The organism is Kitasatospora sp. NPDC043950 (genome assembly GCF_056435345.1).
Window position 1 is genome coordinate 71,793 of the sequence record NZ_JBWKER010000003.1, and the last position, 18,056, is coordinate 89,848.

Here is an 18,056-nt window from a genome sequence, read left to right on the forward strand (position 1 = left end):
GAGCTGTGGGTGGGCGGGTGCGCTGTGGGCGCGGGCTACGTCAACGACTCGGAGCTCACCGGCAGGTGTCGCCCGTGGCGGAACCGGAGAGGGATTCGGGCCAGTGGTTGCTCCGGCTCAGGTCGCAGATGCGGTCGGCGGTCCGGTCCGCGTCCGTGGGCCACAGCCGTGCTCCGTCGCTGGCGGCGGTGAGGAGCGTGCTCTGGTCGGGGCTGAAGGCGGCCGTGTGCACGGCTCTGGTGTGACCGACGAGCAGTGCCGTGACCTGCTGTGATGCCACGTCCCACAGGCACACCGTGCCGCTGGCGTCGGTGCTGGCCAGCGTGCGGCCGTCGGCGCTGAAGGCGACGGAGAAGACGGTGTTGATGTGGCCGGTCAGGGTGGCGACCGTCCGGCGCTGCGCCACGTCCCACAGGCGCACGGTGGCGTCGGAGCTGCCGGTGGCCAGGGTGCGGCCGTCGGGGGAGAAGGCCAGGGAAGCGATGGCGTTGGTGTTCTCGGACAGGACGGCGACGGTGCGGTGCGTGGCCAGGTCCCACAGGCGCACCGTCCCGTCGTACCCGGCGGTGGCCAGGGTGCGTCCGTCGGGGGCGAAGACGGCCTTGGAGACCAGGCTGGTGTGCCCCTGGAGGACCGCTGTCGTCTGGTGGGTCGCCACGTCCCACAGGCGTACGGTCGTGTCGAGGCTGCTGGTGGCCAGGGTGCGGCCGTCGGGGGAGAAGGCGACGCTCGACACCTGGTCGGTGTGGCCTTCGAGGGTGGCGACCGGGCGGCCTGACGCGGCGTCCCACAGGCGTGCCGTGCGGTCGGAGCTCGCGGCGGCCAGCAGGAGGCCGTCCGGGGAGAACGCCAGGTGCATGATGCCCTGGCTGTGCGCCGCGAAGGTCACGGCGGGGCGCAGCGGAGCGGTGGTCCACGAGGTGACGGAGCCGTCGGTGTGGCCGATGGCGAGGGTCCGGCCGTCGGGGGCGTAGGTGGCGACGGTCGCGAGGGTGTCCAGGTCGTTCGTCGCGCTGAAGGTGGCGGCGATCTGGCGGCTCTTGAGGTCCCACGTGTGGACGATGTTGTCGGTGGCGGTGGTGGCCAGCTCGTTGCCGTCGGGGGAGAGCGCCAGCGCGGGGGCGGATGTGTTGGTCTCGTGGAGGGTGGCGGTCAGTCGGCGCTCGGCCACGTCCCACAGGGCGACCGTGTTGTCCTGGCCGATCGTGGTCAGGGTGCGGCCGTCGGCGGTGAACGCGGCCTGGCTCACCTCCTGCGTGTGCCCGTTGAGGACGGCCGTGGTGTCGTGCGACGCCACGTCCCACAGCCGCACGGCGCGGTCGGCGCCGGCGCTGGCCAGGGTGCGGCCGTCGGGGCTGAAGGCGACGGTGCCGACGGCGCCGGTGTGGCCGGTCAGGGTGGCGAGCATGCGGTGGGTGGTGGTGTCCCACAGCTTCACGGTGTGGTCGGCGCCGCTGGTGGCCAGGGTGCGGCCGTCGGGCGCGTACGCCACCGCTCGTACGGAACCGGCGTGACCGGTGAGCGTCGTGAGGGCGCGCTGGGACGCCACGTCCCACAGCCGGGCGGTCTGGTCGTACCCGGCGGTGGCCAGGGTGTGTCCGTCGGGCGAGAACACCGCCGAGGAGACGGCGCCGGTGTGGCCGGTGAGGATGCCCGTCGTGCGGTCGGAGGCGACGTCCCACAGCCGTACGGTGCGGTCGGCGCCGGCGCTGGCCAGGGTGCGGCCGTCGGGGCTGAAGGCGACCGTGTTGACGATGCCGGTGTGGCCGGTCAGGGTGGCGAGCATGCGGTGGGTGGTGGTGTCCCACAGCTTCACGGTGTGGTCGGCGCTGCCGGTGGCCAGGGTGCGGCCGTCGGGCGCGTACGCCACCGCCGTCACGGTGCCGGTGTGACCGGTGAACTGGTTGGAGGAGTAGGCGGCGTAGGCGCTCAGCAGGCTGCCGCGGGCCTCGGTGGTGCGGGCCGTCCGGTAGCCCTCCAGCGCGACCAGCGCCGCGGCCTCGGGCTGCGTTTCGAGGAGTTGCCTGGACTGGGCGGCCCGTTCGCGGGAGACCGCGACGCGGCGCTGCGCGTCGGACTGCTCCCCCTGGACGAACGCGGTCACCGCCAGCACCAGGGAGAGCACGGTCAGGACGGCCAGCGCCACGACCGTCCGGCGCCGGCGACGGCCACGCTGGCCGTCCGCCGCGGTGCTGGCGTCCAGGAAGGCGGACTCAAGCCGGTTGAGCGCCGCGCCGCGGGTACGGGACCAGCTCCAGGCGGTGGCGAGCTGTGCTCCCCGGTACAACGCTCCCGGGTCGCGCTGGAGTTCGTTCCAGGTCAGGGCGGCCTGGGTGAGCCGGCGGTGTGTCCGCAGGGCCTCGCGGTCGACGTCGAGCCAGTGGCGCAGCCGAGGCCAGGCGCGGATGACCGCTTCGTGGGCGACGTCGACGGTGCCGTCGGCCAGGACGATCAGGCGGGCGGCGGCGAGCCGGTGCAGGAGGTCGTCGACGGTCGCGGCGTCGGCGAGGCCGTCGAGTTCCTTCCGGGCCAGGCGGCGGCGGGTGTCCTCGGTGCCCTCGCCCGGGGCGGTGAGCCGGAGGAACAGCAGCCGCATGGCCTCCTGGTGGCCCGGCGGGAGAGCGGCGTACATGGCCTCGGCGGTCTGGGTGATGGCTCCCCGCATGCCGCCGGTGGCCCGGTAGTCGGCCAGCCGCAGGACGGTCCCGCGGTGCCTGGTCCAGGTCTCGCGCATCGCGTGGGCCACCAGCGGCAGCGCGCCGGGCTGGCCGGTGGCCTCCGCGAGGACGGCCTCCAGCAGGTCGGGGTCCACCACGACGCCCGCTCGGGCCGCGGGTTCGACGACGATGTCCCGCAGCTCGGCCCGGGTGGGTGCGCCGACCGGCAGTTGGGCGCCGGAGCGGAGGGCGGCGGCCAGGGCGGGGTGGGCGAGGCAGCGGTCGTAGAAGTCGGCGCGCACGCTGATGACGACCCGTACCCGGGCCTCGGCCGCGCCGGCCCCGGCCGCTCCGTCGCCGGCTGTGTGGCCGTCGGCCGTCCCGTCGACGGCCGTGCGGTCGCCGGCCGTCCAGGCCAGGCAGGCCAGGGCCGCTTCCCGCTCCCCGACGTCCGCGCAGGTGGTGAAGAGCTCCTCGAACTGGTCGACGACGAGGACGACGCGCCGGTCGGCGGGCTGCGTGACCAGCCAGGTGTCCAGCGCGATCCCCAGGGCCGCGGGCTCGTCGGCCAGCGCGCGGGACAGTGCCTCCGCGTCACCGCCCGTCAGGGCGCAGACCGCCAGGGCCAGCGCCCGTAGCGGGTGGTCGCCGGGGACCAGCGGCGCGGTGTGCCAGGACTCGTCGAGCCGGGGGAGCAGCCCGGCCCGCAGCAGCGAGGACTTGCCGCTGCCGGAGGCGCCGACGACTGCCGTCAGCCGGTGGTCACCCACGTGCCGGACCAGGTGGCTCACCAGTTCCGACCGGCCGAAGAAGATGTCGGCGTCCCCCGTGCCGAACGCGGCCAGTCCCAGGTACGGGCAGTGAGCGGGGTCGCCCCCGTCCGCGCGGTCCTTGTCGCCGTCCTGCGCCGTGGCGGACGGCCCTTGGACGGCCCGGGAAGCCGCCAGCCAGCGGGCCTCCCACTCCGCCTTCTCCCCGCCGCACACCCGCGCGTAGGCGAGCACCACGGCCAGCGACGGCAGGCGCTCGCCCTTCGCTGCCTCCGCCAGCGTGCTGGCGGAGTAGTGCGACTCCTTCGCCAGCGCGCGGTAGCTCGGTGCGCCCGACCGGTCCCGTAGCTGGCGCAGCTCCCAGGCGAGCCGCTCCACCGGACCGGCCTGCGGATCGACGAACCGCTCCGGTCTGCCCAGTCGGGCCTTGCGCCGTGTCCCGTTCGGCCGCGTGTCCACGTTCACCACCCCTGGCAGGCCTCTCCCGCCCCCTCACATCGTTGTCCGACTTGAATGTCCTGCCCAGAGGGCTCTTTCGGACAATGCGCCGCCGCTGCAGAGTTTCTGGCATCGGGGGGTTCGCCGGAACACCTCGTGGCGTTCGGGGGACGGCCCGGTGGCAGCCGCTCGCCACCGGGCCGAGCGCCTCAGGTGCCGCCGCGCAGGTGCCGCCGCTCAAGTCGGCACCTGCGCGGAGGACCCGTCGTCCGCGCGAAAGGCATCCGCCGGTTGCCGGCACACCTGTGACGCAGCTCACTGGAACTGCTTCGTGGTGGCCGGACAACCAGAGGTGTGGACTATTCGCTGCACGAACGGATCAGAGCCGGGGACCCGGGCGCCTTCCGGCAGTTGTTCCAGGAGCACTCGCAGGCGGTTCTGTCGCACGCGGTCCGGGTGAGCGGGGACCGCGCCGGTGCCGAGGACGTCATGGCGGTGGTCTTCCTGGAGGCCTGGCGGCTGCGGGACAAGCTCCGCGACGAGGGGACCACTCCTCGCCCGTGGTTGATGGGCATCACTGTCAACGTGCTGCGCAACCGGGCCAGGGCCGCCCGCCGGCATGCGGCCGCCCTCGCCCGCATGCCGCTCGCCGAACCCGCCCCGGACTTCGCCGACGAGTTGGTCGGCCGGCTCGCCGACCGCGATCAACTGCTCGCTGCCAAGGCGGCGCTGGAGAAACTGCGCCGCGGGGAGCGCGAGGTGTTCTCGCTGTGCGTGTGGGCGGGCCTCAGCTACCCCGAGGCCGCCGAGGCCCTCGGCATCCCGGTCGGCACCGTGCGCTCCAGGCTCTCCAGGGCCCGGACCCGGCTGCGTGCTCTGGCCGACAAGGAACTGCGGCAGGCTTCGAAAACTCGCCGGGAACCCCTGCCGGCAGCCGGACAAGTACAGGGTGGCCGGATGGTTCCGGCCCGGTCGAACAAGGAGTGGAACAGATGACCAGCACCCCGGAGTGGCAGCAGCCGCTTGAGGACGCGGAGCTGAGGCACCTGCTGCCGGCGGCCGGAGCACCGGCCGCCCCGCTCGGCCGACAGCGCCAGATCGAGGAGTTCCTGATGAACGAGATCACCCGTACCCCCGAAGCCGCAGTGCCGGTCCGCCCCGAGGCCAGGAGGCGTCGGCGGCTGCTGATCGCCGTGCCCACCACGGTGGCGGCCTTCGCCCTCGCCGCCACCGTGGCGGCCACCACGCTCGGCAGCCCGGGAACGACCCCCGCGCGCAGTGAGCGCGTCGCCGCACCCGTCATCCAGGTCTCGGCGGGCGACACCGCGGGCCTGGCCGGCGCGGTGGAGCGGATCTCGCTGGCCGCCGCGGCCGCGCCCGACCTCGTCCTGCGCCCGGGGCAGTACGTCTACATCGAGAGCACCGTCTCCCACCTCACGGGCACCATCGACGCCGCCAGCGGCACCTCGAACGTGTGGGTCGAGAAGCCCCACCAGCGCCAGATCTGGCACTCGGCCGACGGCCGCACGGGCTGGCTCACCGAAGAGGGCAAGTCCCCGGAAGGCGGCAAGGCACTCGAATCGGGCACTGGTGCCTACCTGAACGCGCCCTCCTACGACTACGTGCGCACCCTGCCCACCGACCCGCAGGAACTGCTGCAGAAGATCTACACCGAGACCAAGGGAAGCGGCAACGGGCCGGACCAGGAGGCGTTCGTCACCATCGCCGACCTGATCCGCGAGCAGGCCGTCCCCGGCAAGCTCGCCGCCGCGCTCTACCAGGCCGCGGCCCGCATCCCCGGTGTCGTCCTCCTCGACAGCGCCACCGACGCCGCCGGGCGCACCGGCATCGCGATCGCCCGGACCAACACCACCACCGGCTCCCGCGACGAGATCATCTTCGACCGCAGCTCCTACGCCTTCCTGGGCGAGCGCAGCGTCCAGGTCACCGAAGCCTACGGAGTCAAGCCCGGCACCGTCACCGCGAACACCGCCGTCCTCAAGCGCGCCGCCGCCGACGCCCCCGGCCGCCAGCCGGGCAACGCACAGGCCTGACCACACCCGCGCGTCGCTCCGCCCGTCGCTCCGGCCCCCGTTCTCGGGCCGGGGCGACGGGCGGAGCTGTGTGAGCAGACGGGCGGAGCTGCGTGAACAGCAGTTGACAGTGAACCCGGCCGGCTTCGGAACGTCACGCCCTAGCGGCGGGCGAGGCCGTCGATCATCAGGGAGACGGTGAAGTCGAAGCGGTCGTGGCCCGTGCCGGCGGTGAGTTCGGCGGCGTGGCGGGTGGTGTGGGGGAAGGTCTCGGCGGGCAGGGCGGTGAGGCGGCGCAGCAGCTCGTCGCGGTCGAGGACCCACGCGTCGTCGTCGTGTGCTGCTCGCTGGCGCACGATCGAGGCTTCGAGGCAGTAGGCGGCCACGTACAGCAGGAGCGCGTCGACGGCCCAGGCGGCGGCCTGTGGGGCGACGCCGCCGGCGAGCAGGATCGCCAGCATCCCTTCGCTGACGCGCATGGTTTCGAGGTCGGTGGGGGCGATGGCGAGCGCGGCGCGGGAGATCCCGGGGTAGTCCAGGTACTGGTCGCGGATCCGGGTGCAGACGCCGCGGATCTGGTCCCGCCAGGCCGCGGGGTCGGGCTCGGGCAGGGCGAGCGCGGCGCACAGCCGTCCGATGAGCAGCTCGTCGAGGTCGGCCTTGTTGACGACGTGGGCGTAGAGGGAGGCGGGCCCGGTGTCGAGGGCGCCGGCGAGGCGGCGCATGGTCAGTGCCTCGTAGCCCTCGGTGGCGATGACGCCCAGCGCGGTGTCGATGACCTGGTCCACGGTGATGGGGGCCTTGCGGCGTCGCGGCCTGGGGTCGGTTTCGGCGTCGGGGTTCGGCGGCTGGTGGCGTGCCGCGCGTCGCTCTCTCGGGTTCACCGGACCATCATAGCTTGACACGAACGCTGTTCGTTTATAGAACATTGTTCGTGACTAGGAATGTGAACGTGAACCGGGATCCGCATCAGGATTCGAACCAGACCATGAACCAGGACGTGGACGTGGACGTGACCGTCGTCGGCGCCGGGCCGGTGGGCCTCGTGCTCGCCGCCGAGCTGGCGCTCTCCGGGGCGACGGTGCAGGTGCTCGAACGGCTCGCCGAGCCGGACCGGTCGATGAAGGCGGGGGCGGTCAACGTCCCGACGGCCGAGGCGCTCGACCGCCGCGGCCTGCTGCCGGCCGCCGAACAGGTGCAGCGGGAGCAGCTCGAACGGGTCGGGTCGTTCGCCCGCGCGGTCGACCGGCCGCCCGGCGGTGGCCGGCCGGCGCGCGCACCCCGCTTCACCGGGCACTTCGCCGGGATGGTCCTCGACGCCGACCTCGTGGACTGGTCCGATACCGACCTCGCCGCGCACACCGCCGTCGACGGAGCGCGGATGGTGCCGCAGCGCGAGCTGGAGGCGCTGCTGGCCGGCCAGGTCGCGCGTCTGGGCGTGGCGGTGCGTCGCGGGGTGGAGGTCACCGCGCTCGAAGACACCGGCGACGGCGTGCTCGTCACCACCACCGCCGGCACGGTGCGCACCGGATGGCTGGTCGGGTGCGACGGCGGGCGCAGCACCGTGCGCCGCCTCGCGGGCATCGGCTTCCCCGGCACCGACCCCGAACTCACCGGACACCTGGCGGTCGTCGACATCGCCGACCCCACGGTGCTCGCGGACGGATGGGTGTGGTCGTCCAAGGGCGCCTACCGTTGCGGGCCGCAGCCCGGGCGGGTGGTCACCGTGGAGTTCGGCGGCGCCCCCGCCGACCGCTCCGCGCCGGTCACCCTTGAAGAGGTGCAGAGCAGCCTGCGCCGGGTCTCGGGCACCGACGTCACGCTCACCGCGCTGCGTGGCCCCGCGACCCGCTGGAGCGACAACGCCCGCCAGGCCGCGGCCTACCGCTCGGGGCGGGTGCTCCTGGCCGGCGACGCCGCGCACGTGCACTCGCCGTTCGGCGGCCAGGGGCTCAACCTCGGGGTCGGCGACGCGATGAACCTCGGCTGGAAGCTCGGCGCCGTGGTCGCCGGGTGGGCGCCCGAAGGGCTGCTCGACACCTACGACGCCGAGCGCCGCCCGCTCGGCGCCTGGGTACTGGACTGGACGAGGGCCCAGATCGGGGTGATGCGCGGGGACGCCAAGTCGGCCGCGCTCCGGGAGGTCGTCGCCGACCTGCTGGGCACCGGGGCGGGCGCGACCTACGCGGTCAAGAAGATCTCTGGGGTGACGCAGCGCGTCGACCTGCCCGGCGACCACCCGCTGGTCGGGCGGTACGCCCCCGACCTGTGGCTGGGGGACGGCTTCCGGCTGGTCGACCACGGCCACGGCGGCGGGTTCCTGCTGCTCGACCGTACGGCGGACGGCGCGTTCACCCGTCTCGCCGCAGGCTGGACCGGGCGGGTGACCAGCGTGACCAGCGTGACCGACGACCACGCGACGCCGACCGGAGTCCTCGTCCGCCCGGACGGAGTGGTCGCCTGGGCCTGCGACACCACCGACACCGACACCGACACCGACACCACCGCCGCCGACGCCGCCGCCGGCCTCGAAGCCGCCCTGCACCGCTGGGCGGGCACGCCGTCCCCCTCGCCGGAGCCCGAGCCGGTGCGCTGAACCCCGGTGCGCGTCGACCTCGGCGGGTGTCCTGCCGCACGGCGTTGCCCCCCGCTCCTCGGGGGCGGCCGTTCAACCGTGGTGCCGACTCCCCGCCCGCTCCCGCGGCGTCACCCCGGGGAGGGACCGTGGGCGGTGGGCAGACCTTTGGCGAGGGCGGCGGCCAGTTCGGCCAGCATCTCGCCGGGGCCGGGCCGGTCCTGGTGCCAGGCCGCGACGGTGGTGAGGGTGAGATCGCCGCCTTCGATGGCGAGGGTCACGACGGGCTCGCCGGTGAAGGCCTTGCCCGTGGTGCCACCGCCCAGGGCGATGAGGGTGAAAGCCTGGCCTGCGGCGACCAGGTGGGCCAGGCCGCCGAAGTTGTCCCCTTCGAGCCTGATGCGCTTGCGGACCGCGACCCGGTTCAGGGCGTCATCCAGTCTGCGGTAGATCTCCGGTGCGGCGTCGTAGCCGATCGAGGCGAACGGCAGGTGCGCGAGCTCTTCCAGCCGGACGGTCGTGCGGGCGTCGAAGCCGGTCCCGCGTCCGACCACCACGGCCACCGGGGCCGTCTCCAGGTCGAGGGTGCGGATGCCGGGGCCGGTGACGGGACCGTGGAGGAAGCCCATGTCGATCTCGCCGGTGAGCAGGGAGCGCACCAGGGGCTCGGTGCTGGCGGGGCGCAGCCGCAGGAGGAGATCGGGGTGCCGGGCCGCGACGGTGTTCAGGAAGCCGGTCCGCAGTTCGGTGGACACATCGGGTGCGATGCCGATGACGACGGTGCGCGCAGTGGTGCCGGCTGCCGTGCGGACGAGGCCGGGGAGGGCGTCGAACCGTCGGATCGTGTCGCGGGCCGCCGGTAGCAGCGTCTCGCCGGCGGGGGTGAGTTCGACCTTGTGGTGGGTGCGGACGAACAGGGGGGTGGCGAGTTCGCGTTCCAGGTCCCTGATGCGCTGGCTCAGCGGGGAGGTCGCCATGTGCAGGCGTGCGGCGGCGCGGGTGAAGTTCAACTCCTCGGCGACGGCCACGAAGTACCGCAGATGCAGCATGTCCACCGCCACAACATACGCCCGTCTTCCACGTGACCGGTGCGGTCACGTGCGCGTGCGGGGATTGGTCGTGGCCGCCGGGGACGGTCGCCTCCTAACGTCGGACGGGAAGGGCTCACCCCATCGAGGGAAGGTGTTGACCATGAGCGGCCGACCCATTCGCATCGCCAACTTCTCCGGCTACCTGGGAGACCGGTACACCGCCATCGACGAGGCCGTGGCCGGTGACCCGGTCGACGTGCTGGTCGGTGACTACCTGGCGGAGATCACCCTCGCCGGCCTGTCGGCGCAGTACCAGGAGGATCCGGCGCGGGGCTACGTCGAGTACTTCCTCGACCAGCTGCGGCCGCACCTGGCCACGCTGGCCCGGCGGCGGGTCAAGGTGGTGACCAACGCGGGCGGTTTCCGGCCCGCCGCCCTGGCCGAGGCCGTGCGCGCGGCGGCCGCCCGGGCGGGCGTCGAGGTTTCGGTGGCCCACATCGAGGGCGACGACCTGCTGCCCCGGCTGCCCGAACTGGCGCGGTCAGGGCACCGGCTGGAGCACCTCGACACCGGCCGGCCGCTGGCGTCGTGGGGCGCGGAGCCCGTGTCTGCCAACGCCTACCTCGGCGGTTGGGGCATCGCGCGGGCGCTGGCCGAGGGCGCGGACATCGTCGTGTGCGGCCGGGTCACGGACGCGTCCCTGGCCCTGGGCCCGGCGGCGTGGTGGCACGGCTGGGACGGCACGGAGTGGGACCGGCTGGCCGGTGCGGTCGTCGCCGGGCACATCATCGAATGCGGCCCGCAGGCCGTCGGCGGCAACTTCTCCGGCTTCACCCGCATCCCGGGCATGCTCACCCCCGGCTTCCCGATCGCCGAGATCGCCGAGGACGGCACCAGCGTGATCACCAAGCACCGGCGGGACGGCGGGGCCGTCACGGTCGACACCGTCACCGCCCAGCTCGTGTACGAGATCCAGGGGCCGCGCTACCTCAACCCCGACGTCACCGTCCACCTGGACGGCGTCCGGCTCCATCCGGCCGGTCCCGACCGGGTCCGGGTGTCCGGGGCGGCGGGTTCGCCTCCGTCGCCGACGACCAAGGTCGCGCTCTTCGCGCCCATCGGCCACACGGTCGTGAACACCGTCTACGTGACCGCGCCCGAGGTCGAGGAGAAGGTGGACCTGCTGCGCGCCCAGATCGGCAGGGACCTGCCCGCGGGCGTGGACGAGCTGGACATCACCAGGATCGGGACCGCGGCCACCGACCCCGAGACGCAGTGGGACGCGACGGTCGCGCTGCGGGTCATGGCCGCCGCCCGCGAGCGCGAGCCGCTGGAGCGCCTCGACCTCGCGGGCCGGCTGGGCAGCCTGTACCTGCAGAGCATCCCGGGTTTCTTCCTGGACGGCCAGGCCGTCCCGCAGACCAGCCCGAAACCCAGGATCGACTACTGGCCCGCCCTGCTGGACATCACCGCCGTGGCCCACCGGGTGGTCCTCGCCGAAGGCCGCACCCTCGACATCGCACCCCCCTCCCGGACGGCGACGGCCCGTCAGCCCGTCCACCCCGAGCCCGAGGAAGCCGTAGAGGAAGCCGTGGAGGCAACCCGGGTGCGCCGCGTGCCGCTGGGCACGGTCACCTACGCCCGCAGCGGCGACAAGGGCGGCAACAGCAACGTGGGGATCTGGGCCCACGACCCCGCCGTGTGGCCGTGGCTGCGCCGGACGCTGACCACGGCGCAGCTGCGGCTGCTGCTGCCGGAGGCGAAGGACCTCGACGTGGTCCGCCACGAGTTCGAGCACCTGCGCGCCGTGCACTTCGTCCTGCGCGGACTGCTGGGAACCGGGGGGTCGTCCAATCTGCGGGTCGACCAGGTCGGCAAGGCGGTCGGCGAATACCTGCGCGCCAAGCACGTCCTGGTCCCCGAAGCACTGCTGACCGGCGCGGAGGGCCCCGATGACGCTCACTGACCAACTCGCCGAAGCGGTCGCCGACCCGCTGACCCACGACGCCTTCGACCCGCACGCCCACCTCGCCCAGGTCCTGGCCGGGATCGGGATGAGCCCCGCCGACACCGGGGGTGCCATCGCCTTCCACGGCGCGGACCCGGTGGTGCCCAGCACCCTGCGCCTCGGGGCCGCCTCCGCCATCGCGCTGGCCGCCAAGTCCGCCGCCATCGCCAAGCTCTGGCGGCTGCGCGGCGGTCCCGGACAGGACATCGCGGTGGACCTGCGGGTCACCCCGCACCGGCTCTGCCCCTTCTACGACCGCAGGTGGGAACTGCTGAACGGCCACCCGCCCACCGCCTCGTCGAACCCCTCCCAGGCCCTGGGATTCCGCTTCTACCGTACGGCGGACGACCGCTGGGTCATGCCCCTCAACCCCTACCCCAAGATCAAGATCGCCGCCCAGCGGCTGCTCGACGTCCCGGACGACCCCGACCGCGTGGCCGCCGCCATCGCCCGCCGCGACGCGCGCGAGCTGGAGGAAGCCGCCGGGGCGGCCGGAGTGGTCCTGCCGATGCTGCGCACCACCGGTGAACTGCTCGCCGAGCGGCACTACCGCGACGTCCTCGCCGACCTTCCCCTGATCGAGATCACCAAGATCGCCGACAGCGAGCCCGAGCCGTTCCCCCACGGCGCCGACCAGCCCCTGTCCGGGATGCGCGCGCTCGGCATGGGCCACGTGATCGCCGGCGCCGGCCTCGGCCGGGCCCTCGCCCTGCACGGCGCCGACGTCCTCAACCTCTGGCGCCCGGACGAGTTCGAACACGACCTCACCTACGCCAGCGCCAACGTCGGCGTACGGTCGGCCACCGTGGACCCCTACCAGGGCGAAGGCGCCCGGCGGATCAGAGAACTGCTCGCCTCGGCCGACGTCTTCTACGCCAACCGCAGGCCGGGATACCTGGAACGGATCGGCCTCACCGCGCAGGAGGCCGCGCACCTGCGCCCCGGCATCGTCCACGCCACCGCCTCGCTCAACGGTGAACGAGGCCCCTGGGCGGAGCGCGTGGGCTTCGACCAGAGCGCCGGAAGCCTGACCGGCATGATGCTGCTGGAAGGCGGCGGCCAACGCCCCGCACTGCCGCCGATCCTCGTGGTCAACGACTACATCGTCTCCTGGCTGATGGCCGCCGGCGTCGTCGAGGCCCTGACCCGCCGGGCCACCCACGGCGGCAGCTACCGGGTCCACGTCTCGCTGACCCGCGCCGCCCTGTGGATCCTCGCCATGGGGGTGTTCGACCACGCCTATGCCCACGAGACCGCCGGACACGGAGAGCAGCACGCCTACCTGCCCCCACGGACCTTCACCGCCGACACCCCGCTGGGGCGCTACCAGGGCGTCACCGACCAGGTGGCCATGTCCCGCACCCCCGGCCGGTACCGCACCGTCCTCGTGCCCCGGGGCTCCTGCCGCCCGCAATGGGAGCGGTGACGCCGCGACCCCGGGCCGGTCAGGGGGAGTCCGGCCCGGGGATGCGGACGCCGGCGGAGCGGAGCTCGGTCTCGACCAGTGCGACCAGCCGGGCCCCGCCCGATCCCTGTTCTTCGCCGTGGTGGGCGATCAGCTGGTACCGGCGCGCGGCTTCGGCGCGGGCTTGGAGGCCGGTCACGATCTTCAGCTGGGCGGGGTTGGCGAGGAAGTGGTCGGCCGCGGCGGCGGCGAGTTCGGCGATGCGCGGGTCGTCCGGCTCCCAGGCCGCGGCTTCGGCGCCGCGCTTGAGCAAGGCGACGAACCGGCTGTCCAGCAGGGCGTGTTCGACATGGGTGAGGTAGTCGTCGAAGCCTTCCGGTACCAGGGCCCTGGCCAGCACCCAGCCCTCCCTGGTGGCCGCCGCCTCGTCCGGGGTGAAGCCGAGGTCGGCCATCCGCTCCAGCAGTGCCACGGCGCGGTCGGGCAGCAGCGCCCGGTCGCCGTCGGCGAGCCGGTGCAGCATGTCGCGCCGAGCGGTCAACTCCTCGATCCGTTCGGTGAGTTGACGTTCGACGTCGGCGAGCTTGGCGGTGAACAGTGCGGCGTCGGCGTCGAGCAGGGGCCCGGTCTCGGCCAGCGGCACCCCGGCGGCGGCCAGCGTCCGGACCTGCACCAGCCGCAACAGGTCGGCCGATCCGTACCGCCGGTATCCGGAGCTGTCGCGTTCCGGCTCCTCGGCCAGGCCGAGCTTGTGGTAGTGCCGCACCGTCTTCACCGTGACGCCGACGAACGCCGCCGCCTGCCCGATCGTGACTCCGTTCATCCACCAATCCTGCCTCGGGTTCGAACTCGGTGGCTACGCGCAGCACATCAGTCCGTCGGCCGGGCCGGATCGGCCTGCCCGCCGCGGAACACCTCGCCGACGAGCCTGTGCATCGCCTGCTGGAACGCCCCGCCGACGGACAGGCCGGCGTCGTCCACGCAGTTCAGCGCGGCGGTCAGGGTCCTGCTGCCGTCGGGCGTGCCGTACATCAGCGCCGCGTGGCCCACGGCGGCGCCGTTGTGGGAGATGACGGTGGCGCCGTCGTCCGTCGTCACCACGAACACGCCCAGGCCGTAGTCCATGTTCGGGATGCCCGTCGGGTGCGGGGTACACATCTCGGCCAGCAGCGGGGGCGGCAGGAGCCTGCCGCCCAGGAGCGCGGAGATGAACGTGTGGAGGTCCCGGGTGGTGGAGATCATGTCGCCGCCGCTGGAGATCCAGGAGGGGTTCTGGCGGGTGATGTCGACCGTCCTCTGCTCGCCGGCGTCCTCGTAGCGGTAGTAGGCGTGGGCGTGCGGCTCGGGGACCTCCGGCGAGGCGCCCGGCACCACGGTGCCCGACAGTCCGAGCGGCCCCAGGACCAGCCGCCGCATCTCCTCGGCGACCGGGCGGCCGGTGACCTTCTCGATCAGCAGCCGGGCCAGCACGTAGTTGGTGTTGGAGTAGCTCCAGCCCGCCCCCGGCTCGAACCGGGCCGGTCTGGACAGCGCCAGCCGCACCAGCTCCTGCGGCCGGTAGGTCTTGAACCGGTTGTCCATCCACTCCCTGCCCGTGGTGCCGTAGGGGATGGGGATGCCCGGCGCGACCGTCCCGTCGGCGTAGACCTCGCCGGTGTGGTTGAACACCCCGCTGGTGTGCTGCAACAGCATCCGCACCGTGATCCGCCCGTCCAGCCCGAACTCGGGCAGGTAGTGCGCCGCGGGGGTGTCCAGCCCGACCTTGCCCTCGGCCACCAGTTGCAGCACCAGGGTTGCGGTGAAGGTCTTGGTGCTGCTGCCGATCCGGACCCGCCCGTCCGCCGGCGGCTTCGCGGCCCCGCCCAGTTCGGCCGCCCCGGCGCTGCCGACCCACGCGCCCCGTTCGTCGTGCACGCGCAGCGACACCCCGGTGAAACCGGAGTCGACGATCTCCTCGATCGCCTTCCGCAGTTCCGGGCGGTCCTGCCCGGCGGCGTCGGGGGCGACGGTCCGCAGGGTGCTCTCGTCCTGGCCGGAAGGGCCGGAAGGGCCGGAAGGGCCGGAAAGGCCGGAAAGGGGGAGTGGCATGGTGGTGTGCTCCTTCACATCGGTGACGCCCGGGTCGGCGTCGTGCCGTTGCGAGGAGCTTGAGCCCTGACCCAAGGTCAACCTCAACGGTGATCTGGCTCACAGGCGAGCGGGGGCAAGCCCCGGCGGGCAGGCGCCCTCGCCGCTCGGCAGCCTCCACGCCACCCGCCACCGGGAGGCCGCCACGGACCAGTGGCAGCCCGGCAGTCCTCGATGAGAGAAGTGGCGAGAACCGCGGGTTTCCGCGCGGTGCCCGCCGCCACCGGGGCGGACCGCCGCGCGTCGCCCGTGACGGCGGCCTCCGCTTCGGGTATGACGGGTCCACGGCCGTGAGACGCGCACGCCACCGGTGCGACGTTCCCGGCCGCACACATGCCGGTGTCGAACGAGGCGGGCAGTCATGGAACTCGGAGTGTTCGGAATCAGCGCCAAGGCCACGCACCGGCCGCAGGCGACGGCGCGCCTGGCCGCCCTGGCCGAGGAACTCGGCTACCGGTCGTGGTGGGTGGGCGACCACGTGGCGCTGCCCGACCCGCGCACCCCCGACTCGCCCATGGACGCGGACGAGCCGATCCTCGACCCGCTCGTCCACCTCGCCTATGTCGCCGCCCTCACGGAACGGATCGAACTCGGCACCGGGATCATCATCCTGCCCCAACGCCACCCCGTGGTCCTCGCCAAACAACTCGCCAGCCTCGACGTGCTCAGCGGCGGCCGGCTGCGGGTCGGCGTCGGAGCCGGCTACCTGGAACCGGAACTCGCCGCCGTGGGCGTGCCGTTGGCCGAGCGCGGCGCGCGCACCGACGAGTACCTCGACGCCATGACGGCCCTGTGGACCCAGCCCGCACCCTCCTTCCACGGCAGGTACGTCGCCTTCGACCACCTCGACGCCCACCCCCGCCCCGTACAGACCGGCGGCCCGCGCATCCTCATCGGCGGACACAGCCCCGCCGCCTACCGCAGGGCCGTCGCCCGCGGCCACGGCTGGTTCGGCGCCGGCGACAGCCCCGACCAGCTCGCCGCCAACCTCGCCGGGCTGCGCAAGGCGGCCGACGAGGTCGAACGCCCCGCCCGGCTGGGCCCCCTCGAACTCAACTACACCGCCATGACGCCCGTCGACACCGAGGCCTACCACCGCTACGCAGCACTCGGCCTCACCCGCCTCGTCGTCTACCCCCTGCCCCTCGACGACGTCCAGGACGTCGCCGACTTCCTCCGCCGACACGCCCGCTTCCCCCACTGAACGAGCCGAGGGCCGGCCGCCATCAGTCAAGTTCCAGCCCCATCCGTGAAGCGCCCCGACTGCATTGCGTTCATGGCCACCTGCACGAGCGCAATCCAGCGCAAGCGGATCTGGCCCGATCGTGTCGTATGGGCGAGCGGTGGTCTCACGTGGACGCGGGCCGCGCACCGGGCAACCACCCGGGCCCGGGCCGGGGGTCCGGTCAACGACGGGCCCGCCCTCCGGACGCGCACCATCGAGTCATCGCCGCGGCCCGGGGAGAACGCGGGGTTCGGGCCTGGTCCGGCGGGAACGGCCGGACCGGGCCCGAAGTGCCGTGGTGGCGGGCGGTGTTACAGGCCGTCGGTGAAGAGGAGGAGGTTGGGGGTGTCCTGGTGGACGTTGCTCAGGACGTTCCGGGTGGCGGTGCGTTGGAGGAAGGCGGCGGTCTCGGCGGGGTCGGCGTCGGGGTGTTCGGCGGTGTAGAGGGCGGCGGCGCCGGTGACGTGGGGCGCGGCCATGGAGGTGCCGCTGAGGGTGGTGCTGCCGCCGCCGAGTTTGGCGGATTCGATGGCCTGGCCGGGGGCGTGGAGGGTGACGCAGGGGCCCCAGTTGGAGAAGGTGCTCTCCTGGTCCTGCCGGTTGGTGGCGGCGACGGTGACGACCCGGTCCGCGGAGGCGGGGGAGGCGGTGCAGGCGTCGGCGGCGTCGTTGCCGGCGGAGACGACGGGCAGGACGCCCTTGTCGGAGAGTGCGGTGGTGGCGTCGTTGAGGGCCTGGGAGCGTTCCTCGCCGGCGGAGGCGTTGAGGACGGCGGGGTACTGGGCGTGGTGGGCGACCCAGTCGAGGCCGGCGATCATCTGGGCTTTGTCGCCGTTGCCGGTGCAGTCGACGATGCGTACGGAGACGAGGCGGGCCTGCGGGGCGACGCCGTAGGTGCGGCCGGCGACGGTGCCGGCGACGTGGGTGCCGTGGCCGTGGCAGTCGCGGCCGTTCTGGCCGTCGCCGACGGCGTCGAAGCCGGGTACGGCGCGGCCGTCGAATTCCGGGTGGGTGTAGTCGATGCCGGTGTCGAGGATGTAGGCGGTCGTTCCGGCGCCGTGGCCGTGGGTGGTGAACTGGCCGTCCAGGGGCAGGTTCCGCTGGTCGATGCGGTCCAGGCCCCAGGTGGCGGCCGGTGCCCGGGTGGCGCTCGCACCGTCGTGGGGGGCCGGGACGCGGAGGGTGGTGTTCTCCTCGACGGCTTCGACGGCGGGGCTGGTTCGTACGGCGCGCAGCAGGAGGGGGTCGAGGGTGGCGGCGAAGCCGTTCAGCGTGTCGGTGTAGGTGAACCTGGGGGTGATGCCGAGGCCGCGCAGGACCTCACCAGGGTCGCGGCCGTGCTTGAGGGTGACGATGTACTGCCCGGGCACGGCACTGGCGGAGTGCGCCACGGCCACGGCGGTGGAGGCGGTGGGTGGCTGGGCGGCATACGCGGCGGGCGCAAGGGCCGTGACGGGTGTGAGGGTCAGCAGCAGGGCCGCCGACGCCCGGCGGAGGGGCAGGGGCACGGATCGGGCTCCGATCAGTCGGGTCAGTCGGGTTGCCTGCGGGCCCGGCGGCCGCAGGGCACCCGGATCATCCCTGGTGCGGCGGTCGCATCCGCGCCGCCCTGCCGGGCGCGGGGAGCGGACAACCCGTACGGGGGTGGGTGCCGGGAGGCCGAGGCGGGGGAACCAGCCCTGCCGGTCGTCCGGTGGCCGGAGCGCGGTGCGACCCATACCGACCTCGCCCAGGCCCTGTCGCCTCGCCGGTCCGCCGCGCTGGCGACTTGACGAGGAGTAACCGGT

12 protein-coding genes are annotated in these 18,056 nt (G+C 73.6%); 6 read left to right on the forward strand and 6 right to left on the reverse strand.

Annotation, left to right across the window (positions count from 1 at the left end; genetic code table 11):
- Positions 1-55 precede the first annotated feature (55 nt).
- Entirely contained in the window at positions 56-3,886 is a 3,831-nt protein-coding gene (locus AC07BF_RS02585) for an nSTAND1 domain-containing NTPase (RefSeq protein WP_478332822.1), read from the reverse strand.
- A gap of 333 nt (positions 3,887-4,219) precedes the next feature.
- Here AC07BF_RS02585 and AC07BF_RS02590 point away from each other — a divergent pair, with 333 nt between their 5' ends.
- Both AC07BF_RS02590 and AC07BF_RS02595 read left to right on the forward strand, forming a co-directional pair.
- Positions 4,220-4,861, forward strand: coding sequence for an RNA polymerase sigma factor (locus tag AC07BF_RS02590; protein WP_363583450.1), 642 nt, complete (start codon positions 4,220-4,222; stop codon positions 4,859-4,861).
- Positions 4,858-5,919, forward strand: a complete 1,062-nt coding sequence (locus AC07BF_RS02595) for a CU044_5270 family protein (RefSeq protein ID WP_363583452.1) — start codon at positions 4,858-4,860, stop codon at positions 5,917-5,919. Before AC07BF_RS02590 ends, AC07BF_RS02595 begins: the two co-directional genes overlap by 4 nt.
- 140 nt (positions 5,920-6,059) lie before the next feature.
- Here AC07BF_RS02595 and AC07BF_RS02600 read toward each other — a convergent pair whose 3' ends face one another.
- The gene (locus AC07BF_RS02600; protein WP_363583454.1) at positions 6,060-6,782 is read right to left on the reverse strand and encodes a TetR/AcrR family transcriptional regulator; all 723 of its coding nucleotides are present in this window, start codon (positions 6,780-6,782) and stop codon (positions 6,060-6,062) included.
- 104 nt (positions 6,783-6,886) lie between these two features.
- On the opposite strand from AC07BF_RS02600, the gene AC07BF_RS02605 reads away from it, so the two are divergent.
- A complete protein-coding gene (locus AC07BF_RS02605) occupies positions 6,887-8,494 on the forward strand; it encodes an FAD-dependent monooxygenase (protein WP_478332823.1) in 1,608 nt (535 codons plus the stop codon).
- Between the two features lie 110 nt (positions 8,495-8,604).
- Here AC07BF_RS02605 and AC07BF_RS02610 read toward each other — a convergent pair whose 3' ends face one another.
- Positions 8,605-9,522, reverse strand: coding sequence for a LysR family transcriptional regulator (locus AC07BF_RS02610; RefSeq protein ID WP_478332882.1), 918 nt, complete (start codon positions 9,520-9,522; stop codon positions 8,605-8,607).
- Positions 9,523-9,664: 142 nt separating this feature from the next.
- Between AC07BF_RS02610 and AC07BF_RS02615 the strand changes: the two genes are divergently transcribed.
- Entirely contained in the window at positions 9,665-11,470 is a 1,806-nt protein-coding gene (locus AC07BF_RS02615; RefSeq protein ID WP_400808321.1) for an acyclic terpene utilization AtuA family protein, read from the forward strand.
- Positions 11,457-12,938, forward strand: a complete 1,482-nt coding sequence (locus AC07BF_RS02620) for a CoA transferase (protein ID WP_363583460.1) — start codon at positions 11,457-11,459, stop codon at positions 12,936-12,938. The genes AC07BF_RS02615 and AC07BF_RS02620 overlap by 14 nt, the downstream gene beginning before the upstream one ends.
- 19 nt (positions 12,939-12,957) lie before the next feature.
- Here AC07BF_RS02620 and AC07BF_RS02625 read toward each other — a convergent pair whose 3' ends face one another.
- Complete coding sequence (locus tag AC07BF_RS02625; protein ID WP_478332824.1) at positions 12,958-13,740, reverse strand: MerR family transcriptional regulator; 783 nt, start codon at positions 13,738-13,740, stop codon at positions 12,958-12,960.
- Between the two features lie 47 nt (positions 13,741-13,787).
- A complete protein-coding gene (locus tag AC07BF_RS02630; RefSeq protein ID WP_478332825.1) occupies positions 13,788-15,005 on the reverse strand; it encodes a serine hydrolase domain-containing protein in 1,218 nt (405 codons plus the stop codon).
- A 400-nt stretch (positions 15,006-15,405) separates the two neighbouring features.
- Here AC07BF_RS02630 and AC07BF_RS02635 point away from each other — a divergent pair, with 400 nt between their 5' ends.
- Positions 15,406-16,248 carry an LLM class F420-dependent oxidoreductase gene (locus AC07BF_RS02635; protein ID WP_478332826.1) on the forward strand — a complete coding sequence of 281 codons (843 nt, stop codon included), beginning with the start codon at positions 15,406-15,408 and terminating at the stop codon, positions 16,246-16,248.
- A gap of 332 nt (positions 16,249-16,580) precedes the next feature.
- Here the strand turns inward: AC07BF_RS02635 and AC07BF_RS02640 are convergent, their stop codons facing one another.
- Positions 16,581-17,777: a S8 family peptidase gene (locus AC07BF_RS02640; RefSeq protein ID WP_478332827.1), complete on the reverse strand. Its 1,197-nt coding sequence runs from the start codon at positions 17,775-17,777 to the stop codon at positions 16,581-16,583.
- Positions 17,778-18,056 lie beyond the last annotated feature (279 nt).

Bases quoted from the DNA above. Each gene is read 5' to 3' on its own strand.
- AC07BF_RS02615 (WP_400808321.1), top strand. From the start codon at position 9,665: ATGAGCGGCCGACCCATTCGCATCGCCAACTTCTCCGGCTACCTGGGA.
- AC07BF_RS02635 (WP_478332826.1), top strand. From the start codon at position 15,406: ATGGAACTCGGAGTGTTCGGAATCAGCGCCAAGGCCACGCACCGGCCG.
- AC07BF_RS02625 (WP_478332824.1), bottom strand. From the start codon at position 13,740: ATGAACGGAGTCACGATCGGGCAGGCGGCGGCGTTCGTCGGCGTCACG.
- AC07BF_RS02620 (WP_363583460.1), top strand. From the start codon at position 11,457: ATGACGCTCACTGACCAACTCGCCGAAGCGGTCGCCGACCCGCTGACC.
- AC07BF_RS02630 (WP_478332825.1), bottom strand. From the start codon at position 15,005: ATGCCACTCCCCCTTTCCGGCCTTTCCGGCCCTTCCGGCCCTTCCGGC.
- AC07BF_RS02610 (WP_478332882.1), bottom strand. From the start codon at position 9,522: ATGCTGCATCTGCGGTACTTCGTGGCCGTCGCCGAGGAGTTGAACTTC.
- AC07BF_RS02605 (WP_478332823.1), top strand. From the start codon at position 6,887: ATGAACCAGGACGTGGACGTGGACGTGACCGTCGTCGGCGCCGGGCCG.
- AC07BF_RS02595 (WP_363583452.1), top strand. From the start codon at position 4,858: ATGACCAGCACCCCGGAGTGGCAGCAGCCGCTTGAGGACGCGGAGCTG.